The following is a 6,173-nucleotide window of genomic DNA, read 5'->3' on the forward strand; positions in this document are numbered from 1 at the left end:
ATCTTAGCTCGTGCGGTACAAGGTGCACCGCACGAGAATAGGGGGAATTACACCGCGCGGAATGCAATCTCGCTCGGGATAACCTCACCCTGCCAGTAGAGTTGCGCGGCGACACGGCCCGCAAGCTGGCGATAAATCTCGGTGAACTCGCTGTCCGGGCGCGCGACCACGGTCGGAGTGCCTTTATCGAGATCTTCACGCAGATTAATGTGTAGCGGCATCTGGCCCAGCAGCTGGGTATGGTATTTCTCCGCCAGCTTCTCCGCGCCGCCGGTACCGAAGATAGGCTCGTGGTGACCACAGTTGCTGCAAATGTGCATGCTCATGTTTTCCACAATGCCCAACACCGGCACTTCGACCTTCTCGAACATCACGATGCCTTTTTTGGCGTCGATCAGCGCGATATCCTGCGGCGTAGTGACCACGACGGCCCCGGTCACAGGAATGTTCTGCGCCAGCGTCAGCTGAATATCACCGGTGCCTGGCGGCATGTCGAGAACCAGATAGTCGAGATCGGGCCACAGGGTCTCCTGCAGCATCTGCATCAGCGCTTTACTGGCCATCGGGCCGCGCCAGACCATCGCGTTGTCGTCAGTCACCAGATAACCAATGGAGTTGGTGGCCAGACCGTGCGCCATAATCGGCGCCATGTGGGTGCCGTCCGGAGACGTCGGACGCTGGTTTTCCGCGCCCAGCATGTTCGGGATCGATGGGCCGTAGATGTCGGCATCCAGAATGCCTACTTTCGCCCCTTCAGCAGCCAGCGCCAGCGCCAGGTTAACGGCGGTGGATGATTTACCGACCCCACCTTTGCCGGAACTGACGGCAATAATGTTTTTCACGCCGTTGATGCCCGGCTGGTTTTTCACACGCTTCAGCGTGGCGATGCTATGCGACAGCTTCCAGTCGATGGCTTTCGCCCCGGTCACCCGCAGCAGTTCAGCGCTGGTTTGCTCTTTTAATTCTTCAAAGGCGCTGTGCCAGACAAACGGCATCTGCAGTTCGATGTGAACGGTGTCGTCCAGCCAGGCGACATGGTGCAGCGCTTTCAGCGTCGTCAGGTTGTGCTTCAGCGTGGGGTGCTGGAAGTTTGCCAGCGTGCCGGCCACCATCGCACGTAGACGTTCAGGTGATTTGGCCTGGGATTCTGAGTTCATCCCGACTCCTTTGTTCTTGTGAATGAATGCGTCTCTTGTAGTTTACCTGAAAGGGACACGATCCCCCACTACAAGCGCATTTCGCGATAAAAAGCGGACTACTCATAGTTCACAAAAATCAGCGCCGTCGCCTGCAGCGCGCCGGGCTTAACCTTCTGGCGGTCGTAAACGTAGTAGCTAGCCGTCAGCGGAATCATCAACGTTGTCGCATTAAGCGCCTGGCCTGCGCTGGCGCGCCAGAGGTTATCGGCACTGTCCTTCGCGCCCTTCACGGTTGACAGCGCCACCGTCTTGCCGCCGCTCTCCAGCACAAACCCCACGCCGTTGGACTCGCTGCCCCGTAAGACCGTACGACTGCCGTTCAGCAGGTCAGCGCTGTAGAGGTAAACCGACATACCGCGCGTGGTTTGCAGGCTGGGCCCCTGCAGATCGCGACATTGCAGCCTTATCGCGCTGGTTCGGCTTTTCCCGCTAACGACGCCGCTCGTCGGCAGCTCTGACAGCGCAACATCCGGCAACGTTAAGGCCAGGTCATCAGGAAGGCAGGTACTCTTTTTCGGGCGATAAATAATGGTCAGGTTCTCAACATAAGAGTCGCCCTTCAGGCTGTTGGTTATATAGTTCACACAGCCAGTCCAGCTTAGGGTTTTACAGACGCCGAGGATAAAATTGATCAAACTGTTCGAATTACCGCCGGTATTGGCGATCAGCACGCCGGGAACATATACCGAGTCTGCACCACTGGTCGTCGCCTCATAAGCAGCGTGGCTAAGCTTTACCGTGTAGGACAGCGTTTTCTCGGTGGCGCTGGTCGTGCCAATCGTTTCAGAGGTTTTATCCGTCTGGACCGTCAGCTTGAGTTTCTGCCCGTTGCTAAACGGGCCGATCACGCTGTCTTTCACCACGGGAATATAGCTAATGGTGTCGTTTGCCGAATCGCACTTAATCCCGGAAAAGGTCATGCTGACGATGGTTGTGTACTGCTGTGTCAGCGCAAACTGTTCATCAACGGTGACCTCCGAGTCATGAGAAAATGAGACGGCCGACGATTTACACACCGCCCAACCGCTACTGGTATAGCCGCACAATACTAACGCGGCGATGATGGCTCCCTTCATGACGCCTCCTTTCTCAATGACAAATATAGGTTTTCAGTTCATCAACTTGCGTATCGAAGGTGACCACGCAGCGACTCTCTTGGGGGCCATCAAGCCTTACCGAAACGCTGCGCGGCAGGACGTCAGTACGGATAAACAACCGGCTGCCCTGCCCGACGAGCCCCACGTTATGGCCGCGGCTGTCCTCAACGTCATTGCCAAAGGTGAGCGGCGTGCCGTCTGGGCGCTGCGCTTTTATAAACCAGGGTTTGCGCGTATCGGTATCGAAGTGCGCCAGCACCACCGCGCCCCGCACCGGGGCCACGCTTTTTCGATTGCCAATAAGCTCGGTCTGGGTGGCGCTGCCGGAGACGTCCAGCGTGAGATGGTTTTCACGGTATGGCGACAAATTGTCATAAACCACCGTACCGTTACCATTAGTGGTGCGGTATTTCTGTCCGTTGACAAACGCCCCTTCCAGCCCAGGCGCATCAAGAATCGCGACGGTTTCCGCCAGTCGATTAGCCAGGCTCACCCCACCCGACCACAGCACCATTCCCCCGGAAATGTTGCCGCTCATTTGCCGATACTGTGAAGATTGGCTATAGCTGCCGCCGAGCGTCGCGACTGGCGTATTCCAGCTCACATTGGTCCCGGCCGTGGTCTCCTGATGTTGCTGCTGATGGCTCAGGTTAACGCCGTAGGTAAACTGATCTCGTTCACCGAGCGTGCCGGAAAGTCCGGTATTGTTCGCCGTAAAGCCCTCGTTATCAAAGGTAGTTGAGTTGGAAAGCGCCATCTGGCGGCGCGCGCCAGTCATGCCGTCGCTCCACATAAACGGGATTGAAATGAAGATGTTAAAGCGCTTGTCATCACGACGATCGTCGGTGTAGGTCTGGCTGGCGGAGAGCGTCCAGGAGACGCGCCGCCAGCTGTTTGAATAACTAAGCTGATAATCTTCGCTGTGGCCGCCGCGCTGCCAGTAGTCACGCCACAGTAAACTTAAGGAAAAGGCTCCCCATCCCGCGGCCAGCGACTGGCTGATATTGGCGGAGAAACTGTTTTTACGCCCGAAGTCGTTCTGGTAATAGTCGCCAATATCGTAGACATCGTGCTGTTCATGCGTATAGCTGTCTTTGTTGTTCGCCCACACATGATCGTTAAAGGTACGGTAATCTCGCGACGAGTAGCGATAGGCCGCAAGACCAAAATGGGTGGCAGTTCGGTTAAGATATTTGTTGTACGCGAGCTGATAACTTTGACCATCGAACGTACCGTTGTCCTGACGACTGTGTGAACGTACGGCATCCAGCGAAAACGCGCCCCAGCGGGTATTCCAGCCGGAGCCTATCGTGAAGGCGTTATAGTTACTCGCCAGCATCGCGCCGCCGTACAGCGTCACCAGGCTATTCAGACCATACTGGTAACTGACCTGGGTGAAATCGCTCTGTCGGCTGGCCCCTTCAATCTGACTGTGTCCCACCACGGCGTCATATTTTGCCACGCCGGGCTGGAGCATATTTGGCACTGAGCCATAGGGCACCAGATATTGCGTCAGCGTGCCATCGGCCTCTTTCACCGTCACGTCAAGATCGGCCCCGCCGCCTGCCAACTGGAGATCGGCAATCGCAAACGGACCGGGCGGGACTTCCTTCTGATACACCACAAAGCCGTTCTGCTCTATCGTCACCAGCGCGTTGCTCTGGGCAATCCCCTTCACCAACGGCGTAAAATTCTGCTTTGAGTTTGGCAGCATTTGCAGATCCCGATACAGACGCACGCCGCGAAAACGGACTGCGTCAAAGAGATCCGCAGAGGTATACATCTCCCCAGCGCGCAATACGCCCAGGATCGATGAAAGGCTTCGTTCGAGGTACAGAGTGTTGCTTTTCCACACGCCGGCATCGCTATTGACCTGGTTAAAACTGGCATCAGAGTGCAGCTGCCAGTCCAGCAAATTAAGTCCGCTGTTAAACCGCGCGTAGGTATTTTTGCTGCTCCCTGCGGAATGATAATCGCTGTGGTATTGACTGACATAATAAGAAGTGTAAAACGCATTTATTCCGCGCTGCCAGTTTTCGGGCGCAATATATCCTTGCTCAACTTCATCAACAAAGGCTTGCGGCACCGAGAGATCCAGACGAAAAACGCTAATATCAAACGTGTAGCTTCCGCCCTGCACTGCCTGTTCTAATGAAATGCAGGATGATTCGGGTAATGCTTTCAGGTTAATCCCCATCAATTGGACCTGAGCACGCGTCAGGCAGGTGTTATCGGTAATATTCACCGTATATTTCCCGCGCCATTGCTGATTAACATAAACATCCAGTTCATATTCGCCGGCAATCGGCTGTTCGCCGGATAATTGAAAACGGTCAGTTTTAACGCCCTGCATCCCACCAATCATAAAATGGGTATCGAAGGTTTCCTCTTCAGCCTGAACACAGCCAGCGAATAATGATAATAATACTGTCGAAGCTAAAGGGGCCATCCTTAACATAATCGGCTCCTGTTATTTTACGTTAATCCTGTCGCTGATATAGTTGCCGTGATCGTCAATAATCGTCAGAGAATATTGAGGTGCATTATTATTTTTCAGCGTTATCGTCTGATAGGCTCGTGGCGGTAACATGACGGTCTCGCCATTCACTTTGACATCATTCACTTTTATATCGGTAAGGGTAATCCAGTTAGCGTTATCATTTTTAATAACCATCTCCCGTCCGGTATAACTTAACGAGATCTGGCGAAAACTCGCGCGACTCACCGGGGCGATTCCCGTGGGTCGCCAGAAAAGTTTGATGCGATTTTGCAGCGCAAACTTAATCACATTTTTACTGCTGTTTTGCGCATCGTTAGGTGGAATACTCAGTACGTTTAAAAAGAACAGGCTCTCTCTATCCTGGGCTAACGTATTGGGCATTTTTTTGATTTTTATCTGCTGGCCGGAGTTTCCCGCCACCTTGACGACCGGCGGTGTCAGCAGAAACGGAACGTCAATGTTTTCCGGCGACCGCGACGTATCGCCATCATCAATCCACGATTGCACCAGCGAGGAACGCTCGCCTTGATTCATCACCTGGACCACAATATCCCGTTTTTCTGCTGGGTAAATCACCCGGGTCCCATACAGCACCACGCCAGCCTGAGCAGATAAACTGATTACCGCCAGGGTTAAGACTATTATTTTTTGCATATTCATCCAGGAATAAACGGCGGCGTTCGCCGCCGTTTATTTACAATATAATTAATCAGAGAAAACCTGCATGGTAATACTAGAATCAACCTCTCCGCTGGTTACCGTGCCGCTGGTACGGGCATAATATGCGGAGAAATCCAGTGTATAAATACCGTCAGCCTGTTTCACCAGCGTGATTGATTTTTGCGGGCTAATGGCTTCTGTTGAATTATTCATGTGTACTTTAAAACCGACACCATTTTCACCCGCGGTGTTGCGGGTAATGTCACTACCATTTCCGTTAAAGCCATCTGCAGCAAATGAAATACGCGGCGTAACATTCGGATCGCATTTAAACTTAATATTACCCACTGCGCTACTGGAATATGCTTTCAGTTCCTGGCCGGCATTCAGCGTATTGAATGCATCAACGCTGACGTCTGGCATTGTAATTGTAGCCTGGCTTTTGCCATCCTCAATCTGGCAAGTCGTGCCCAACACTTTACCGTTAATATGTAATACCGCTTCATCGTCCGCGGCCATAGCGCTTGCGCTCATCATAACTGCAGCTAATACCGAAGCAGACAGAATTGAATATTTCATAATGATATCCTTATTAGTATTTATTTGATTGTTGTTAAGGGTTGTTTCCCTTGAAGTAAAATTCTCACATGCGAAAAGTGTCTGCAATGTAATACTTTTGTTTTATTGATTAAAAACAAATTACACATAGCAGTATAA

General features: G+C 52.7%; 5 protein-coding genes. All 5 read right to left on the reverse strand.

Translation table 11 applies throughout. From position 1 onward, the window contains the following. Positions 1–47: 47 nt before the first annotated feature. Positions 48–1,157, reverse strand: a complete 1,110-nt coding sequence (apbC, locus tag NNN71_RS23205) for an iron-sulfur cluster carrier protein ApbC (protein WP_163447475.1) — start codon at positions 1,155–1,157, stop codon at positions 48–50. A 98-nt stretch (positions 1,158–1,255) separates the two neighbouring features. Continuing rightward, entirely contained in the window at positions 1,256–2,275 is a 1,020-nt protein-coding gene (locus NNN71_RS23210) for a fimbrial protein (RefSeq protein WP_271459454.1), read from the reverse strand. 13 nt (positions 2,276–2,288) lie between these two features. Next, the gene (locus NNN71_RS23215) at positions 2,289–4,754 is read right to left on the reverse strand and encodes a fimbrial biogenesis outer membrane usher protein (protein WP_271459455.1); all 2,466 of its coding nucleotides are present in this window, start codon (positions 4,752–4,754) and stop codon (positions 2,289–2,291) included. A 12-nt stretch (positions 4,755–4,766) separates the two neighbouring features. After that, on the reverse strand, positions 4,767–5,450 hold the full coding sequence (locus NNN71_RS23220; protein WP_271459456.1) for a fimbria/pilus periplasmic chaperone: 684 nt from the start codon (positions 5,448–5,450) through the stop codon (positions 4,767–4,769). A gap of 51 nt (positions 5,451–5,501) precedes the next feature. Beyond that, positions 5,502–6,035 carry a fimbrial protein YehD gene (gene yehD, locus NNN71_RS23225; RefSeq protein ID WP_271459457.1) on the reverse strand — a complete coding sequence of 178 codons (534 nt, stop codon included), beginning with the start codon at positions 6,033–6,035 and terminating at the stop codon, positions 5,502–5,504. Positions 6,036–6,173 lie beyond the last annotated feature (138 nt).

The sequence above is a fragment of the Kluyvera sp. Awk 3 genome (assembly GCF_028069715.1).
Taxonomy (GTDB): Bacteria; Pseudomonadota; Gammaproteobacteria; order Enterobacterales; family Enterobacteriaceae; genus Kluyvera; species Kluyvera georgiana_A.